Origin of the sequence: Rhodococcus sp. 05-2254-2 (assembly GCF_002259095.1) — a bacterium.
Taxonomy (GTDB): Bacteria; Actinomycetota; Actinomycetes; order Mycobacteriales; family Mycobacteriaceae; genus Rhodococcoides.
The window spans coordinates 140166-155265 of the sequence record NZ_NOZJ01000002.1 but is presented as its reverse complement, the minus strand read 5'-3'; the positions used below and the strand labels follow the sequence as shown (position 1 = coordinate 155265).

The window sequence follows — 15100 nt, the reverse complement described above, 5'->3', positions numbered from 1 at the left end:
GCGCAACGACTTCACCGCACGCGGGGAGAACAAGCGCGAAGAACTCGCCGCATTCCTCGAAGACCTCGAGCGGCAGGCCACCAAGTTCGAGGAGATGCGCGATCGGTCCCTCGCCCGCGAACGCGCGAAGGCCGAAGCACGCGCGTCGTAAGCTCAGATCGGCTGGTGTGCCCGGTACCGACTTCGGTGCCGGGCACCACTGTTTTCCGGGATCTGTCTTCCGACCGCTGTCCCCGGCCCACCGATGTCACCATGATCACGTTCCCTCCGTTCCAAAGGCTTCCCTCATGACACTGCAGATCGGCTCGCTGGAGTTGCGCAGCCCCGTCGTCCTCGCACCGATGGCCGGCGTCACCAATGTGGCGTTCCGCACCCTGTGCCGGGAGCAGGAGCTGGAGCGGGCCGGCAGTACCTCGGGTCTGTACGTCTGCGAGATGGTCACAGCGCGAGCGCTCGTCGAACGGCAGCCGGCCACTATGCACATGACGACGTTCGGCCCGACCGAAACTCCACGGTCGCTGCAGCTCTACACCGTCGATCCGGACACCACGTACGCCGCCGCGAAAATGATCGTCGACGACGATCTGGCTGACCACATAGACATGAACTTCGGCTGCCCGGTTCCGAAAGTCACCCGAAAAGGCGGCGGTGCCGCACTGCCCTACAAGCGAAACCTGTTCGGCCGCATAGTCGCGGCTGCCGTCAAGGCCACCGAGGGCACCGACATTCCCGTCACCGTCAAGTTCCGCGTCGGCATCGACGAGAACCACCACACTCATCTCGATGCAGGACGAATCGCCGCAGGCGAGGGCGCAGCGGCGGTGGCCCTGCACGCCCGAACCGCCTCGCAGCGTTACTCCGGAACCGCCGACTGGAACGAGATCGCTCGACTCAAGGAACATGTCTCCGGCATCCCGGTCCTGGGCAACGGCGACATCTTCTCCGCGTCCGACGCGGTCCGCATGATGGCGGAGACGGGCTGCGACGGCGTCGTCGTCGGGCGTGGTTGCCTCGGTAGGCCCTGGCTGTTCGCCGAACTCAGCGCCCGCCTCAACGGTCGACCCGAACCAACTCCACCCACCCTCGGCGAGGTGGCCACCATCATCGCTCGGCATGCCGAGTTGCTCGCCGAGCATCACGGCGAGAAGAAGGGCCTGCGAGAGCTGCGCAAGCACGTCTCCTGGTACCTGCGCGGATTCCCGGCCGGATCCGACCTTCGAGTCTCGATGGCATTGGTCTCGACCTTGACCGAGCTGGACGACCTTCTGGCGCAACTCGATCCGACCGTTCCGTTTCCCAAGGACGCCGAGGGCCCCCGTGGTCGACAGGGCTCACCCGGCGCGGTGTCGCTGCCCGACGGTTGGCTCGACGATCCCGAGGACGTCTGCGTGCCCGCCGGTGCCGACCTGATGCACTCCGGCGGCTGATTTGCAGCTGACCAGCCGCCGACCTCGCACGAGTGGACCATGCCGCTCGAGTCAGTACTATGGCTGGGATCGCCGAGCAGGCGGCGTGTGCGTGTGATGGAAGGCCAGGTTCGAATTCGTGGGAGACGATCGAGAGTCGGGCCCGTCTGTGCCCGAGGGTCGCGCCCCATGGGAGCGACCGCTGTCCTCAATCAGACAAACCGGCTCAATCGGACGGTCGGGGCAGCGCCCACCTCATTCCGAGCAGCCTGCAACACCGGACGAGGAGCAACCGCCGCAGCCCGGGGACAGTGGCAGGCTCGGCAAACGATCGCCGCGTAACGCCGACACCGTCTCGGTCGCCGAGTTGGTGGACAAGATGTCCCGCTCGGGATCGACGCGGCGGGTGCCGGACGACCGTCCCGAGGTCGAAGAGCCGACCGAGGTCATCGCCCCCATCACCGATTCCACTCCCCCGCCTGCCCGAGCAGTACCGCCGACTCCGCCGCCGCACGCGGCACCGGAACCGGTGGGTGCGCCCGCAACGGATCGCCCGGCTCTGACACGGTTGGCGATGAGCCGGGTGCGTCGACGCCGTCGGGTGCGGATGATCGGCCGAAGCCTGGTCTCTCTCGTCGCGATCCTGGCGGTGGCCCTGACCGGAGTGGTGTGGGGATATCTCCGCAACACCGATCAGGGATTTCTCCAGGTCGCCGCACTCGATCCCGATTCGACCGACGTCGTCGACGCCGAAGGCCAATACGGCGACGAGACGTACCTGATCGTGGGCACCGACACCCGCACCGGGGCCAGCGGCGAGGTGGGTGCCGGCACCGTCGCCGACGCCGAGGGAGCCCGTTCGGACACGGTCATGCTCGTCAACATCCCGGCCGACCGCAGCCGCGTCGTCGCCGTCTCGTTTCCCCGTGATCTCGATGTGACGCGGCCGGAATGCGAGCAGTTCGACAACGACACCAATACCTACACCGGAGAGATGTTCCCCGAGGCATACGGCGACAAGCTCAACGCCACCTATGCTCTCGGCGGCCCCAAGTGTCTGGTCAAGACCATCCAGAAGATCTCCGGCCTGCGTATCGGACACTTCGTCGGGATGGACTTCGCCGGATTCGAGTCCATGGTCGACGAGGTCGGTGGCGTCGAGGTCTGCACCGCGCAGCCGCTGATCGACTACGAATTGGGTGACGTCCTCCCCAACGTCGGAACACAGCGCATCGACGGCCGCACCGCACTGAACTACGTTCGAGCGCGCAACGTCGAGTCCGAGGGCAACGGCGACTACGGCCGCATCAAGCGACAGCAGCGTTTCCTGTCGTCGCTTCTGAGGTCCGCGCTCTCGAACAACGTGCTGCTCGATCCCGGCAAGCTCAACGGATTCGTCAACGCGTTCACCTCGGACACCTTCGTGGAGAACGTCAAGACTCAGGACCTGGTGACGCTGGGGCGCTCGCTGCAGAACGTGGACGCCGGTGCGGTGACCTTCCTGACCATTCCCACCACCGGCACCAACGACTACGGCAACGAGATCCCCAACGACGACGCGATCGGTGCGATCTTCCAGGCCATCATCGACGACGCTCCGTTGCCCGGTGAGGAACGCGCGGAGCCGGTGACACCCGAAGAGCCCGCACCTGCCGCCGTACCCGACGCGCCGCTGTTGGCCGTCGATCCGGCAACCGTCTCCCTGCAGGTGTCCAACGCATCCGACATCGCCGGGATGGCTCAGACGGCATCCGACGAACTCGCGGTCTACGGATTCCAGATCCTGACGGTCGGCAACTTCTCGGGCACCGCGGCCCAGACCGTGGTGCGCTACTCCCAGGATCAGGAGGCGGCTGCGGCGACCGTCGCGTCGGCGATACCCGGCGCGGCCATCGAGCTGGCACCGAGCCTGAACAACGTCGTCGAGGTCGTGCTCGGCTCGAACTATCCCGGATACACCCAGTTCCCGACAGCATTCGGCACCCAAATCGATCCCACTCAGGTCGAGGGCACCACCCAGAGTGCGCCCCTTCCGGAGGATCTCTCGTACACCAACGCCGCTGACGACACGTGCGCCTGAGTTCATTCATGCTCCGTTAACCCTCGGGACAGGGAACTGGTCGGTGTGACCCACTAAACTTCGCTCATGCGCGTCGCCTACAACGAACAGATGAACGAGCTTGCCGATCTCCTCGGAGAGATGGCGAGCCTGGCTGGTGCGGCCATGGAAAAGGCCACGCAGTCCCTCCTTCAAGCAGACCTGGTACTCGCCGAGCAGGTCATTTCCGAACACGACAGGATCACCGAACTCAGTGCGGTGTGCGAGGAGAAGGCCTTCACCCTTCTCGCCCTGCAGGCTCCGGTCGCAGGCGACCTCCGTTCGGTGGTGGCCGGCATCCAGATCGTCGCCGACATCGATCGCATGGGCGCACTCGCACTGCACGTCGCCAAGATCACTCGTCGCAGGCACCCGAACCATGCTCTCCCCGAGGTCGTCAACGGGTACTTCGCCGAGATGGGTCGCCTCGCCGTTCAGATCGGCGCGTCGGCCCGTGAGGTCCTCGAGACCCGCGATCCCGAGCGCGCTGCGAAGCTGCAGGAGGAGGACGAGGCGATGGACGATCTGCACCGTCACCTCTTCACGGTGCTGATGGACCGCGAGTGGAGCCACGGCGTCGCTGCTGCGGTGGACGTGACTCTGCTCGGACGCTTCTACGAGCGCTTCGCCGATCACGCTGTCGAGGTCGGCCGTCGAGTGATCTTCCTGGTGACCGGTGAGCTACCCGTCGACCTGAGCCACAACAACATCCCCACTTCGTAGTACCCACCCTCGCCGAGACCGAGTGGCGCTGCGCTGCAGCGCTACTCGGCTTTCTCGTCGGAACAACGAGCGCAGACACCCACGAAAGAACCCCCGCCGAGCTTTCGCTCGACGGGGGTTCTTTCGTTCGTGTGTGGTTATCCGAAGCGGCCGGAGATGTAGTCCTCGGTGGCCTTCTGCGTCGGATTGGAGAAGATCTTCTCGGTGTCGTCGATCTCGATGAGCTTGCCGGGCTTGCCGGTCGCCTCGAGGTTGAAGAAGCCGGTCTGATCGCTCACCCGTGCGGCCTGCTGCATGTTGTGCGTGACGATCACAATCGTGAAGTCCTGCTTGAGTTCCTGGATCAGATCCTCGATGGCGAGAGTGGAGATGGGGTCGAGAGCCGAGCAGGGCTCGTCCATCAGCAGAACGTCGGGCGAGACGGCGATCGCACGAGCGATGCACAGACGCTGCTGCTGTCCGCCGGAGAGGCCGCCTCCGGGCTTGTCGAGGCGGTCCTTGACCTCGTTCCAGAGGTTGGCACCCTTGAGCGAGCGCTCGGCGATCTCGTCGAGTTCCTTCTTGCCGCGGCCGCCCTGCAACTTCAGGCCGGCGACGACGTTGTCGCGGATCGACATCGTCGGGAAGGGGTTGGGGCGCTGGAAGACCATGCCGATGGTGCGGCGCACACCCACCGGGTCGACGCCACTGCCGTAGATGTCCTCGCCGTCGAGCAGCACCGAACCTTCGACGCGTGCACCGGGGGTCACCTCGTGCATGCGGTTGAGCGAACGCAGGACGGTCGACTTACCGCAGCCGGACGGTCCGATGAACGCGGTGACGCTGCGCGGCGGTACGGCCAGAGTGACGTCGGAGACGGCATGGAACTTGCCGTAGTAGATGTTGACGTCCTTGAGATCGAGACGCTTTGCCATGTTCTTCGTTCCTTAGGATTCGCTGGAGTCGGGTGGGTCAGAAGTTCTTGGGCGAGAAGAACTTCGAGACCAACTTCGCGCCGATGTTGAGTATTGCGACGATCAGGATCAGCGTCAGGGCTGCTCCCCACATGCGCTCAGCGGTGAGCACGCCGGTTCCTGCTTTCTGCAGGTCGACCATCATGAGCGGCAGAGACGTCTGCGGCCCCTCGAAAATGTTGAAGTTGATGGCGGTGGCAGATCCCACCAGGATCAGCACCGGCGCCGTCTCACCCATCACGCGGGCCAGGGCGAGCATGATGCCGGTGACGATGCCGGAGAGCGCCGTGGGGATGACGATCTTGGCGATGGTCTTCCACTTCGGCACGCCGAGCGCGTAGGACGCCTCGCGCAGATCCTGAGGAACGATGCGCAGCATTTCCTCGGCCGAGCGCACGATCACGGGGATCATCAGCAGCACGAGGGCGAATGCGACCGCCACACCGGATCGCTGGAATCCGAAGGTGGCGATCCACAGCGCGTAGATGAACAGGGCCGCGACGATGGACGGCACACCGGTGAGGATGTCGACCATGAAGGTGGTGACTCGGGCCAGGCGCGTGCCCACGCCGTACTCGACGAGGAAGATGGCGACGAAGATGCCGATCGGGATGGAGATGACGGCGCAGAACAGTCCTTGCAGGAGCGTTCCGACGATGGCGTGGTACGCACCGCCACCTGCGATGAACTGGGTGACGCCGGCCTGCGAGTTCTGCCACCAGGTGGGCGACACGACTGCGGACAGTCCGCGGGAGATCACCGTGTAGAGCACCCAGATCAACGGGACGAGAGCCACCAGCACCGAGAGGCTGACGAGGATCGTCGCCGACAGGTTGGACGCCTTACGCCGAGCGCTGACGCCCTGGAAGGTGGGTTCCTTGACGGGCTTGTCCATGGTTGCGGTCATGGGTCAGTCCTTCTTTCCGGCGATGGCGGCGCGAGCACCGGCGTTGACGACGAAGGTCAGGACGAAGAGCACCAGACCCGCGGCGATGTAGGCACCGGCTTGGAGCGGGTTGTTGAACTCGCCCGCGGCCAGCGCGATCTTCGTGGCGAAGGTGGAACCGCCGTCGAACAACGTTCCGCCGAAGGTCGACTGGGTACTGCGAATGATGATGTAGAGCGCGATGGTCTCACCGAGAGCGCGGCCGAGGCCGAGCATGGAGCCGCTGACATAACCGGACTTTCCGAACGGAATGACCGTGGTGCGCACGACCTCCCAGCGAGTGGCCCCGAGCGCGAGAGCGGCTTCGATCTGCCCCTTCGGCGTCTGCATGAACACCTCGCGAGTGACGGCGGCGATGATCGGCAGGATCATGACGGCGAGCACGATGCCACCGGTGAAGATGGTGCCGCCGCCGGCGATGGAGACCGACCCGGTACCGAAGAGCGGGAACCAACCCAGGTTGGTGTTCAGCCACTCGGCGAACGGGCTGATCACCGGCGCGAGGACGTACAGGCCCCAGAGACCGAAGACGATCGACGGGACTGCGGCCAGCAGGTCGATGACGTAACCGAGCGGTCCCGCGACTCGCTTGGGCGCGTAGTTCGTCAGATAGATGGCGATGCCGAGGGCGACAGGCATCGCGAGGACCAGCGCGAACAACGACACGGTGACGGTGACCAGGAACAGATCGAGAACACCGAACACCATGGCCGAGGTGTTGGTCGTGTCCCAGGCACCGTTGTAGGTCAGGAAGTTGACCGTGTTGTTCGACAGTGAGGGGATCGCGCGCCAGATCAGGAAGATGCCGACAGCGGCGATCAGGGCGATGATGAAGATACCCGAGCCCGTGGCGAGGCCGGAGAAGATCCTGTCACCGGGGCGGGTGACGGTCCCCGATTTCTTCTTGTCTGACAATTGTGGTTCTTCCGGTTTGTGCGCGGCACCCGCGGAGGGCACAGAAGCCGCGGAGGGGACGCCGGTCATCGAGTGGGTGTCGCTCATACCGCTCACTGTCTCGTGTGGAGGTCGAGGACGGTCCTGCTTCGACTCGCGTTGCCGCGAGCCGAAGCAGGATTACGTCTCATTTAATCAGGCGATTGCTTCGATGGCGGTGATCAGACGCTCCTTGAAGCGGTCCGGCAGCGGCACGTAGCCGGCTTCTTCGAGGCCCTGCTGGCCCTCGTTCGCGGCGCTGAGCAGGAACGACTTGACTGCTGCCGAGGTGTCGGCGTCGTAGCCCGCCGAGCAGACGATCTCGTAGGTGGCGAGCACCAACGGGTAGCTGTCGGCCTCGTTGCTGGCGTACAGCGTGTCGAGGTCGAGCACCAGGTCGTTGCCTTCACCGGAGAAGGTCACGGCGTCGATGGCGGCGGCAGCACTCTCGGTGCTCAGCTCGACCGGGCCATTGCCGAAGTCGATGTTCGCGGCGCTGAGGCCTTCCTGCTCGACGAAGCCGAACTCGACGTACGTGATCGAGCCGGGAGTCCCGGACACGGCCTGGGCGACGCCCGAGGAGCCGTTGGCACCTTCGCCGACGCCGCCGGCCCAGTCGGAGCTGTGATCGAGGGTCCATGCCTCCGGGGCAGCGTCGGACAGGAAGCGCTGGAAGTTGTCGCTGGTGCCCGAGGAATCGGAGCGGTAGACCGGGGTGACCGGGGTGGACGGCAGGTCGACGCCTTCGTTGAGGGCGGCGATCGCGGGATCGTTCCAGGTGGTGATCTGGCCGGTGAACATCCGTGCGGTGACATCGGGTGTGAGCACCAGGCTGTCGACGCCGTCGAGGTTGTAGGCCACTGCGACGGGCCCGAAGACCAGCGGCAGGTTCCATGCCGGGTTGCTGTCGCAGCGGGTGGCCGCCTCGGCTGCCTGCTCGTCCTTGATCGCGGAGTCGGAGCCGGCGAAGTCGACCAGACCGGCGACGAACTGCGTACGACCGTTGCCCGAGCCACTGGTGGTGTACTCGACGGACTTGCCCGAGCAGACGCTCGAGTAGACCGAGGTGAAGTTGGACATCGCGTTCTGCTGAGCAGACGATCCTTCGCCTGTGAGCGGAGACTTGCCCTCGCACGAGGCGGAAGAATCGTCCGCGCCGACGGTTTCGACGTTCGCGTCGCTACCGCATGCGGTCAGCAACATGGCGCTGATGGCCACTGCACTCATGAGAGCACCGTTGCGCTTGAGGTTCACCTGTTTCCTCCGAGGAATCTTGGGCCGTGTCCACGGCTCGGACCTGATCGGCCGCGCTGTGACTGTGTGGGTGCCGGCTCGAAAGAAACCTCGCACCAGGCGGCGTAGGTTGCCGCCCATGGAGAAAGGTAGGGGCAGGTGGTAGACGTTTACCCCCGCGTGGGTGAACGGGAGATGAACACCGCAGTCTGAAATGTCCGTTCAGACGCTGCGAGCGTATGCGGCATCCACGTGGTAGTTCTCGAAGCCCAGCTTGCTGTAGGTGTGCACGGCAGCGGTGTTGTCGGCCTCGACGTACAGCATGATCTGGCCGAGTTCTCTGCTATGCAGATAGTGCAGGCCGGCCAGCGTGAGCACTCGACCGAGACCACGACCCTGCGACTGCGGATCGATACCGACCACATAGACCTCACCGATGGCCGGTTCCACACCCTCGGCCGGGTGGACCTTCGTCCAGTGGAAGCCGAGGAGGCGGTCGCTGCCCTCCTCGAAGGCCAGGAAGAGGCCCGCCGGATCGAACCACGATTCGTCGCGGCGCGAGGCGATGTCGCGATCGGTCCAGCCACCCTGTTCGGGGTGCCAGGAGAAGGCCGCATTGTTGACCCGCAGCAGCTCGGCATCGTCCTGATGCCCACGATACGTTCGAAGTGAAATACCTTCCGGCACAACTACATCCGGAAGATCGGGATGCGCGGACGCGCGACGCATCTGCAGCAGCTCGCGAACCACCTGCAACCCGAGCCGCGCCGCGACCGACTGCGCCGCCGGCAGGTTGCCGTGCGCCCAGATACGGGTACCGGAGCCGATTTCGAGTGCGCGAGAAACCAATTCGCGTCCCACTCCGTGACCGCGGAACGGAGGATCGACGACGGCCTCGGCCATCCCGTCGGCGATTCCGACGTAGCCGACGACACGATCACCTTCGGTGGAGACCAGACGAACGACGTCGTCACCTCGGTCGACAGCCTTCACGGCCTGCTCCGACAAGGGTGCAGTGCCGTCGACTTCCGTTGCACGGGAGAGGATCTGATGAATCTCGTAGGAAACACGCGAAGACGGTGCGTCGCCGTCGATGGGGTGGACGTCGAACGCAGGATCCGAATTCATCTACGAGAGAGTACTCTCTTGCTCGAACTCGAAATCCGCATCGTCGGAATCCCCGCCGGCAGCGTCCGAGACCACCGGTCCGCCCTTGGCGTTGCGCGCGGGTCGAACCGCCTTGTATCCCACGTTGCGCACCGTTCCGATGAGCGACTCGTACTCGGTACCGAGCTTGGCGCGCAGGCGTCGAACATGGACGTCGACGGTGCGCGTGCCACCGAAGAAGTCGTAGCCCCACACCTCCTGCAGGAGCTGGGCGCGAGTGAAGACCCGACCCGCATGCTGAGCCAGGTACTTCAGCAGCTCGAATTCCTTGTATGTGAGGTCGAGCGGACGACCTCGCAGCCGCGCGGTGTAAGTACCTTCGTCGATGACCAGTTCGCCGAGCGTGATCTTGCCCGAGGTCTCCGGGCTGGCAACCCCTCCACTACGGCCGACCAGCAACCGCAGCCGAGCGTCGAGCTCTGCGGGGCCGGTACCGGGGAGCAGGATGTCGTCGAGACCCCAGTCGGAATTCACCGCGACGAGCCCACCCTCGGTGAGCACCGCGACGACGGGGATGGCCGATCCGGTACTTCCCAACAGGCGACACAGACCACGAGCGGCGGCCAGGTCCGTACGAGCGTCGACCAGTGCGATGTCCGCCGAGCCGGCTTCGAGCAGCGAGGACACCTCGGTGGGTACCGGGCGTACGTGATGCGCCAGGAGAGCGAGGGACGGCAGAACGCCCTCCGGATTGGGATCGGAGGTCAGTAGTAGGAGCTCCACTGCGTCTCCATTCTTACTGCTGGCCGGTCCAGTCCAGGCTGGACTTGAGTGATCGTCAAGGACACAGACTAGCTTGTCCGTACAACCGGCCGAAGAGGGCAGTGCGCGATTCGTCGGTCACAATGGACCCGTGCGCACACTTCTCATCGGACTCGCCAGCCTGCTGGCCCTCACCCTCGTGGTGGATTTCGGCGCTGCGGCCTACTCGGAGTATCGAGTCTCCCGCGCGATCCGCGCCGGCGGTGAGCTCACCTCGGACCCTCAGGTGATAGTGCACGGTTTCCCGTTCCTCACTCAGGCCGCGGACGGGCGCTACCAGAACATCGAGATCCGCGCGCAGGACGTGCCGACCGAGTACGTCGGCTCGACGACGATCGAGGCCAATCTCCGCGGCGTGCACATCGAGTTGTCCGACTTGATCGACAACAACGTGCGGGCGATTCCCGTGGACGAGCTCGACGGCCGCGTACGGATCGAGGCCACGGACCTCGGCCGGTTCCTCGGCATCGTCGACCTGCAGGTTTCCGCGCCCCCGGCCGACAAGTCGGACGGCACCGGCGGCTCCGGCGGATCGGGCATGACCACTACCGGGGGCGTCGTGCTGACCGGAACGGTTCCGGTCGGCCCGCTCGAGACGACGGTGAGCGTGCAGGCCGACCTGTTGCTCGAAGGTGACGGCGTCGCCATCGTGGCGTCGGACTTCTATTTCGGCCCGGAGGGCCAGGCGGACTTCTCGATCCCCGATTTCGCCAAGCCCACGGTTCTCGGACTGTTCACCAAGACCATCGAGCGTCAGAGCCTGCCCTTCGGGCTCGTCCCGACCGACGTCTATGCGGAGGGCTCGCAGATCGTCGTCGAAGGATCGGGCGAGAACGTGACCATCGACCTCAACGAAATCGAAAAGCCGTGACAGGGATCACAGTTCTCGTCGTCGTGGCGATCCTTGCCGTCGCTACCGGATTGTTCCTCCGCAGCCGATCGGGTGCCGTCCGGGCGGTGCGTGAGCCCGACACCGAGACCGACGAGCTGTACCCACTCCTGCTCGACGCGGGTGCCACGACCGACTCTGCAACCGTCCTGCACTTCTCGGCCGACTGGTGCGGACCGTGCGCAGCCGTGCGACGTGTCGTCCAGCAGGTGCTCGACGACCGGAGCGATGCCCGCGAACTCGAACTCGACATCGACGCTCATCCGATCCTCGCTCGCGAACTGGGCGTGCTGTCACTGCCCACCACTTTCGTACTCGACACCCGATTGCAACGGCGCTCCAGAATCGCGGGTGTGCCGTCCGCGGCGGCGCTGCGGTCCGCACTCGACGCTCTCTGACCACGCTTCTTCGGACCGGCGGTAGGACGCGCCGCTGGTAGCGGGTACGATGCTCTTCGTGTTCTCCTGCCGCGAGCTGATGCTCACCAGTCGTCGCACAGTCGATCTGTGCCGACTGGGCGGTTGTTGCTGTCGCTGCTGCTGATTTCCTTCTGCCGCCACGCCCATGCGTGATGACGGCCCGATGATCGAAATCCATGTCCGAGCACTGCCGATGCGGCGTGCCCCGACCTCGCACAGGAGTACTTCTCGATGTCGACACCCGACACCCGGACCACCACCCCCACTGCCACGATCGACCAGGTGGACGTTCGTGGTCCACGCTTCGCGGCGTGGATCACCACCGCCGTTCTGGTCGTCGTTCTCCTCCTGACCACGTTCTCGGTCCCCGCGGCGGCAATCCTGCTCGGGCTACAGGCGATCGTGTTCGGAATCGGAGCCGTCCGCGGACCCAAGCGCAGTCCGTACGGCACGATCTACGCGACATTCGTCGCACCGCGGCTCTCCCCCACCAGCGAACGAGAGCCGGTGGCACCGTTGAAGTTCGCTCAACTGGTGGGCTTCGTGTTCGCCGCCGTGGGAGTCCTCGGCTTCGCGATCGGCGCTCCCGTCGTCGGAACCGTGGCGGCAGGCTTCGCGTTGTTCGCGGCCTTCCTCAACGCCGCGTTCGCGGTCTGCCTCGGCTGCACGATCTACCCCCTCGCCTCGCGGCTGCGCACCACCTCGCACACCGCATCCTGAACAGGGTCGCTTGAGCAGGCTGCAGTCCTGTCTCGACCTTCACCGATCCATAGAGAAAGACCGAAAGGAACACCATGGCTCGCTCCGACGTCCTGGTCTCTGCCGACTGGGCCGAGCAGAACCTGAACGCACCGAAGACCGTCTTCGTCGAGGTCGACGAGGACGCAAGCGCCTACGACGGCGGACACATCGAAGGTGCGGTCAAGCTCGACTGGCGCAAGGACCTGCAGGACCCGGTTCGCCGCGACTTCCTCAATCAGGAACAGTTCTCGGACCTGCTGTCGGCCAAGGGCATCAGCAACGACGACACCATCGTGCTGTACGGCGGAAACAACAACTGGTTCGCCGCCTACGCCTACTGGTACTTCAAGCTGTACGGCCACAAGGACGTCAAGCTCATCGACGGTGGACGCAAGAAGTGGGAACTCGACGGCCGCGCGCTGTCCAAGGACGTCGTCAGCCGTGAGACCACGCAGTACCGCGCCGAGGCACCCGACCTGTCGATCCGCGCGTTCCGCGACGAGGTAATCGACGCCATCGGCAACAAGAACCTGATCGACGTGCGTTCGCCCGACGAGTTCTCGGGCAAGATCCTCGCCCCGGCTCACCTTCCGCAGGAGCAGGCGCAGCAGCGTGGCCACGTGCCGTCCGCGATCAACATCCCGTGGAGCACCACCGCCAACGAGGACGGCACGTTCAAGTCCGACGAAGCGCTCGAAGAGCTGTACAAGACCAAGGGCTACGACGACAGCAAGGCCACCATCGCCTACTGCCGCATCGGTGAGCGTTCGAGCCACACCTGGTTCGTCCTCAAGGAGCTCCTCGGCAAGGAAGACGTCAAGAACTACGACGGCAGCTGGGTCGAGTACGGCTCTCTCGTCGGAGCACCCATCGAGCTGGAGGTTCACTGATATGTGTGGAGCACCCGTACAAGGCCAGACCATCCCCGCAGGTGTCGACGTCGAGAAGGAAACGGTCATCACCGGCCGCGTCCTCGCCGGCGACGGTGAGCCCGTAGCAGGCGCATTCGTGCGGCTGCTCGACGGCAGCGGCGAATTCACCGCAGAGGTCGTCGCGTCGGGCACCGGAGACTTCCGGTTCTTCGCCGCTCCCGGACAGTGGACGCTGCGCGCCCTGTCGGCATCGGGCAACGGCGACACCGTGATCGCTCCCGAGGGCGCAGGCGTGCACTCGGCGAACGTCACCGTCGGAGTCTGATCCGACCGTCTCGCCCAGAACGAAAAAGGACCCCGCACCTGCTCGCAGGTGCGGGGTTCTTTCGGCTCGGTGGAGGCTTCTAGTTCGGGACGGGCACCGAGGCGGCGGGATCGGGAACCGTCGAATACTGCGGCGGGAACATCCCTTCCGGTACCGGAATGCCCTGCGATTCGAGGAACGCTCCGAGATCGCTCACCTGCGTGACCGTTCCGGGCTCCGGCAGCAGGCGGGGTTCGGGTGCGATCTCCGGGGCGGGGGCTTCAGGTGCCGCCGTCTGCGGTGCGTTCTTCTTCTCGCGTTCGGTGCGCGCAAGGTCGGTGATCCACGCGACCATCTTCTCGCTCTCCCACTCGTACCCGTCGTTGGGGTCGTTGTACCAGTAGGACAGGTGCTGCAGGAAGCCGAGCGCCAGGTAGGGCCCGAGCACGACGTCGGCGATGCCCTTGTTGTTCTCCTCGAACCCGGTGGCCTCGGCACGGAGCTTGGCTTCCACGGTCTCGGCACCGGGCCCCATCGCCCAGTTGAGATCGGCGAGGAGCTGCTCCGGTGTCAATGCGTCCACCGCCTGCTGATCTGCGACGGTGTAATCCACGTCAGCCACCCTCACCAGGACCTGCAGCAGAGTCTCGTCGGAGGTGAACCATGATTTGTCGGTGGCGATATCGACGATCGCGCGCGAAGCAATGGTCGTCACTGCGCGCGCGAAGTCGGACACGGTCTGTACCGGGTTGAGGACGGTCAGCCGCATCTGCGAGATGACCTCGAGGGCGAGCTGCAGAAGTTCGATGTCGTCCGGAGCGTCGCATGCCAGATCCCACGGTCGGCACGACCAGGTGACCTTGTCGGTCAGCGTTCCGTAATCCCGCGGCGACTGGTCCATGAAGCCACCGAGCGATTCACCCGGCTCGTCACCGAAATTCGGCACACCGGCCGGGCGGTAGGGCGAACCGACCATGATCACGCCTGCGATGTCGTCGCCGTTGACCAGGGCACTCGAGTCACGCGCGCCGATCTCGGTGGACAAACGATCGAGTACTTCGCCGCCGACGCTGTATCCGAGGAGTACGAACTTGGTTCGGTCTCCGCACTTGACCTTGTACTCGTCCATCAGACGATTGGTCGTTGCGACGCCTTCCACGATCGACTCGTGGTAGGTCGGCACGTCGTCCAGAACGTCGAAGCCGTACGTCGAGGCGTACGGGACGTAGAGCCAGCCGACGGTACCCGGGCTGTCGGCATTGGCCTCACCGACCGGGACCGTCACGTTCCCGACCCAGTTCGACGCGACCGTGGACGCCTGCTCGGCCAGAGGGTTGCGGTCCGACGCCGAGTCGGTGGCACCGGACACCGCCAGCACCAGCACATCGGGGCAGTCCTGCGCGTAGTTGTTGGGGTCGATGTTCGGGCCCTGCGACGACCCGAAGTCGGAGGAACCCGCGTCGGCGGAACCGGAGTCCGATGATCCCGACTCTGCCGATCCCGATTCTGCCGATCCCGAGTCCGGAGCGGCGAGTGCGGCTGCGGGAGCGGCCAGCGCCAACGCCAGGGTCACCACCGCCGACCTGATCAACAACGGACCGAACGACGATGTCAGAGCCCGTTTACGACGCAGCATTGTTGCGGAGACCTCCCC

At 65.1% G+C, this 15100-nt stretch carries 15 protein-coding genes and 1 pseudogene; 9 read left to right on the top strand and 7 right to left on the bottom strand.

The window, feature by feature from the left end; translation table 11 throughout:
- The 4 genes and pseudogenes from CH283_RS28630 to phoU all read left to right on the top strand — a co-directional run.
- Positions 1-151: pseudogene (locus CH283_RS28630) on the top strand (acyl-ACP desaturase); the annotation flags it as partial.
- Between the two features lie 136 nt (positions 152-287).
- Entirely contained in the window at positions 288-1427 is a 1140-nt protein-coding gene (gene dusB / locus CH283_RS04730; RefSeq protein WP_068049864.1) for a tRNA dihydrouridine synthase DusB, read from the top strand.
- Between the two features lie 118 nt (positions 1428-1545).
- Complete coding sequence (locus tag CH283_RS04725; protein WP_094639311.1) at positions 1546-3486, top strand: LCP family protein; 1941 nt, start codon at positions 1546-1548, stop codon at positions 3484-3486.
- Positions 3487-3552: 66 nt separating this feature from the next.
- Positions 3553-4227 carry a phosphate signaling complex protein PhoU gene (phoU, locus tag CH283_RS04720; RefSeq protein WP_094639310.1) on the top strand — a complete coding sequence of 225 codons (675 nt, stop codon included), beginning with the start codon at positions 3553-3555 and terminating at the stop codon, positions 4225-4227.
- A gap of 137 nt (positions 4228-4364) precedes the next feature.
- Here the strand turns inward: phoU and pstB are convergent, their stop codons facing one another.
- The 6 genes from pstB to CH283_RS04690 form a co-directional block, all read right to left on the bottom strand.
- Positions 4365-5141: a phosphate ABC transporter ATP-binding protein PstB gene (gene pstB, locus CH283_RS04715; protein ID WP_032395896.1), complete on the bottom strand. Its 777-nt coding sequence runs from the start codon at positions 5139-5141 to the stop codon at positions 4365-4367.
- 37 nt (positions 5142-5178) lie between these two features.
- A complete protein-coding gene (gene pstA, locus CH283_RS04710; protein WP_094639309.1) occupies positions 5179-6087 on the bottom strand; it encodes a phosphate ABC transporter permease PstA in 909 nt (302 codons plus the stop codon).
- A gap of 3 nt (positions 6088-6090) precedes the next feature.
- A complete protein-coding gene (gene pstC, locus CH283_RS04705) occupies positions 6091-7128 on the bottom strand; it encodes a phosphate ABC transporter permease subunit PstC (protein WP_094639308.1) in 1038 nt (345 codons plus the stop codon).
- Between the two features lie 87 nt (positions 7129-7215).
- Positions 7216-8313: a phosphate ABC transporter substrate-binding protein PstS gene (gene pstS / locus CH283_RS04700; RefSeq protein WP_094639307.1), complete on the bottom strand. Its 1098-nt coding sequence runs from the start codon at positions 8311-8313 to the stop codon at positions 7216-7218.
- 201 nt (positions 8314-8514) lie between these two features.
- Positions 8515-9420: a mycothiol synthase gene (mshD, locus tag CH283_RS04695; RefSeq protein ID WP_068049868.1), complete on the bottom strand. Its 906-nt coding sequence runs from the start codon at positions 9418-9420 to the stop codon at positions 8515-8517.
- Positions 9421-10182 (bottom strand): winged helix-turn-helix transcriptional regulator, encoded by a 762-nt coding sequence (locus CH283_RS04690; protein ID WP_068049874.1) that lies wholly within the window; start codon positions 10180-10182, stop codon positions 9421-9423.
- A 130-nt stretch (positions 10183-10312) separates the two neighbouring features.
- Between CH283_RS04690 and CH283_RS04685 the strand changes: the two genes are divergently transcribed.
- From CH283_RS04685 to CH283_RS04660, 5 genes are all read left to right on the top strand, one after another.
- A complete protein-coding gene (locus tag CH283_RS04685) occupies positions 10313-11092 on the top strand; it encodes an LmeA family phospholipid-binding protein (protein ID WP_068049884.1) in 780 nt (259 codons plus the stop codon).
- Positions 11089-11508 carry a thioredoxin family protein gene (locus CH283_RS04680; RefSeq protein WP_068049876.1) on the top strand — a complete coding sequence of 140 codons (420 nt, stop codon included), beginning with the start codon at positions 11089-11091 and terminating at the stop codon, positions 11506-11508. Before CH283_RS04685 ends, CH283_RS04680 begins: the two co-directional genes overlap by 4 nt.
- A 252-nt stretch (positions 11509-11760) precedes the next feature.
- On the top strand, positions 11761-12249 hold the full coding sequence (locus tag CH283_RS04670; RefSeq protein ID WP_094639305.1) for a DUF4395 domain-containing protein: 489 nt from the start codon (positions 11761-11763) through the stop codon (positions 12247-12249).
- A 74-nt stretch (positions 12250-12323) separates the two neighbouring features.
- Positions 12324-13160, top strand: coding sequence for a sulfurtransferase (locus CH283_RS04665; protein WP_068049880.1), 837 nt, complete (start codon positions 12324-12326; stop codon positions 13158-13160).
- A gap of 1 nt (position 13161) precedes the next feature.
- Positions 13162-13467 carry a DUF1416 domain-containing protein gene (locus CH283_RS04660; protein WP_037194601.1) on the top strand — a complete coding sequence of 102 codons (306 nt, stop codon included), beginning with the start codon at positions 13162-13164 and terminating at the stop codon, positions 13465-13467.
- A gap of 79 nt (positions 13468-13546) precedes the next feature.
- On the opposite strand, the gene CH283_RS04655 is transcribed toward CH283_RS04660, so the two are convergent.
- On the bottom strand, positions 13547-15082 hold the full coding sequence (locus tag CH283_RS04655) for a cutinase family protein (protein WP_094639304.1): 1536 nt from the start codon (positions 15080-15082) through the stop codon (positions 13547-13549).
- Between the last annotated feature and the right edge of the window lie 18 nt (positions 15083-15100).

Coding starts and splice junctions, on each gene's coding strand:
- dusB (WP_068049864.1), top strand. CDS start 288: ATGACACTGCAGATCGGCTCGCTGGAGTTGCGCAGCCCCGTCGTCCTC.
- phoU (WP_094639310.1), top strand. CDS start 3,553: ATGCGCGTCGCCTACAACGAACAGATGAACGAGCTTGCCGATCTCCTC.
- pstB (WP_032395896.1), bottom strand. CDS start 5,141: ATGGCAAAGCGTCTCGATCTCAAGGACGTCAACATCTACTACGGCAAG.
- pstA (WP_094639309.1), bottom strand. CDS start 6,087: ATGACCGCAACCATGGACAAGCCCGTCAAGGAACCCACCTTCCAGGGC.
- pstC (WP_094639308.1), bottom strand. CDS start 7,128: ATGAGCGACACCCACTCGATGACCGGCGTCCCCTCCGCGGCTTCTGTG.
- mshD (WP_068049868.1), bottom strand. CDS start 9,420: ATGAATTCGGATCCTGCGTTCGACGTCCACCCCATCGACGGCGACGCA.
- CH283_RS04670 (WP_094639305.1), top strand. CDS start 11,761: ATGTCGACACCCGACACCCGGACCACCACCCCCACTGCCACGATCGAC.
- CH283_RS04665 (WP_068049880.1), top strand. CDS start 12,324: ATGGCTCGCTCCGACGTCCTGGTCTCTGCCGACTGGGCCGAGCAGAAC.
- CH283_RS04660 (WP_037194601.1), top strand. CDS start 13,162: ATGTGTGGAGCACCCGTACAAGGCCAGACCATCCCCGCAGGTGTCGAC.
- CH283_RS04655 (WP_094639304.1), bottom strand. CDS start 15,082: ATGCTGCGTCGTAAACGGGCTCTGACATCGTCGTTCGGTCCGTTGTTG.